The following is a 1,085-nucleotide window of genomic DNA, read 5'->3' as shown; positions in this document are numbered from 1 at the left end:
CGCACGCTTCCTCGATCAGTGGTTCGAGGTCGAAGGAAGCGCACGATGGCAAGGAGAACGTTCAACGTGGTCGATGTGACTGAGATCTACGTCCACTGGTACGCGGGCCGCTCCAAGAGCGAGCTGGCCGCATCGCTCGGCTTGGACCGCAAGACGATCAGGAAGTACCTGGCCCCGGCAGAGGCCGCCGGGATGACCCCGGGCGGGACGGCGATGACGAGCGAGGACTGGGCAGAGCTGATCAAGGGCTGGTTCCCCGAACTCGCCGACAAGCGGCTGCGGCAGGTGACCTGGCCCGAGATCGACAAGCACCGCGATTACATCAAGGGGCTGCTGGGGACGGTGACCGTCTCCACGATCCACCAACGCCTGCGTGACGAGCATGACTTGAGCGTGTCGGTGTCCTCCCTGCGGCGGTGGATTTCGGCGACGCTGCCCGAGGAGACGAACCGCTCGCAGGTCACCGTCCTGCGCGACGAAGTCGAGCCGGGCCTGGAAGCTCAGATCGACTATGGCTTCCTCGGCCAGTGGATCAACCCGCGCTCGGGGAAGCGGCACCGGATCTGGGCCTTCGTGATGATCCTGGCCTGCTCGCGGCACATGTTCGTCCGCCCGGTTATCCACCTGGACCAGCATTCCTGGACCGAATCGCACGTCGAAGCCTTCAAGTTCTTCGGCGGCATCGCCCAGCGGCTGGTGCCGGACAACCTGAAGACCGGGGTGGACAAGCCCGATCTCTACGACCCTAAAATCAACAAGGCGTATGCCGAACTTGCCACGCACTACGGCACGTTGGTAGATCCAGCTCGCGCTCTGCGACCAAAAGACAAGCCACGCGTCGAGCGACCCATGCCCTATATACGTGATTCGTGGTGGCGGGGCCGGGAGTTCGTCTCTCTTGACCACATGCAGACCGACGCGATCCGCTGGTCACGGGAGGTCGCCGGGCTGCGGCAGTGCCGGCCGCTCGGTGGGGCATCCCCGTTGTCGGTGTTCGAGGCCGTCGAGGCCGGGACGCTGCTGCCGTTGCCGAAGACACCGTTCGTGCTGGCGAAGTGGTCCACGGCGACCGTCGGCCCGGACAT

At 64.9% G+C, this 1,085-nt stretch carries 1 protein-coding gene; it reads left to right on the top strand.

Going from position 1 to position 1,085, the window contains the following annotated elements; all coding sequences use genetic code 11:
* Window positions 1-66 precede the first annotated feature (66 nt).
* Window positions 67-1,085 (top strand): IS21 family transposase (istA, locus tag ACFCZF_RS40915; RefSeq protein ID WP_376675999.1); only part of this gene is annotated, 1,019 nt, incomplete at its 3' end.

This window comes from Streptomyces sp. NPDC056296, assembly GCF_042268605.1.
Classification (GTDB): Bacteria; Actinomycetota; Actinomycetes; order Streptomycetales; family Streptomycetaceae; genus Streptomyces.
Note: the sequence above shows the minus strand (reverse complement) of the source record. Positions and strands in the feature narration are given on the sequence as shown.